This window comes from Vibrio sp. 10N.222.48.A3 (assembly GCF_041475345.1).
In the GTDB taxonomy this organism is placed as follows: Bacteria; Pseudomonadota; Gammaproteobacteria; order Enterobacterales; family Vibrionaceae; genus Vibrio; species Vibrio tasmaniensis_A.
On sequence record NZ_JBFRVX010001422.1, the window covers coordinates 1 to 801 of the forward strand.

The 801-nt window shown below is 47.6% G+C and carries 1 pseudogene; it reads right to left on the bottom strand.

The features are described from left to right. Positions 1 to 68: 68 nt before the first annotated feature. Positions 69 to 801: pseudogene (locus AB4653_RS26845) on the bottom strand (NADH oxidase); the annotation flags it as partial.

The following is an 801-nucleotide window of genomic DNA, read 5'->3' on the forward strand; positions in this document are numbered from 1 at the left end:
CAATAAATCATCATAGAAAAAGCGGAACTTCAATTCCTTAAAGTTCTGCTTTAACAATCCATGACTGCTTACGCTCTGCGCTTTTTGAAGGCGTGCCAGCCAGCGCTGAAAATTGTTTTTAACACCACACCTAATGCGCTTAGTTTAGGGTCGGCATTCTTGCCAGAGGCGATGCGCCACATTTGATGTTCATACCAAACCAGCCCGACCATCGCCATCCTGTCTAAAGCGGGCTTTCCTGTGGTTGGCACCGTTAGCGGCATACCGTGGCTAGGGTTTTCAATTAACTTGTTAGGGAAATCTGGATCAACCGCCATTGTGCGCGCAATACCAATAAAATCGGTCGCCGAGGTGTTTAATGCTTCATTCATTGCTTGCGCGGTTCGAAAACCACCCGTGACCACCAGCGGTGTGCTGACGAGTTTTCTCGCCTTCACCATGTAATCCATAAAATACGCTTCACGCTTTACTGTGCTGGCCTTGATTGATTCAGCCTTATTCTTTGAACCCATCATTGATGGGCTTTCATAGGTGCCGCCGGAGATCTCAATCAAGTCGATACCGTTATCACTCAATGTTTGTACAACCTGCATCGACTCTTCTTCAGTGAAGCCACCTTTCATGAAGTCGGCGCTGTTGAGCTTAATCCCGACGGGGAAATCGTCACCGACCTCTTTTCGAATCGCACGATAAGCCTCAAGCACAAAACGAAGTCTGTTTTCGAGTGAACCACCCCATTTGTCTTGGCGTTGATTGTGTCTCGAAGACAAAAACTGACTCACGAGATAACCATGAGCACCG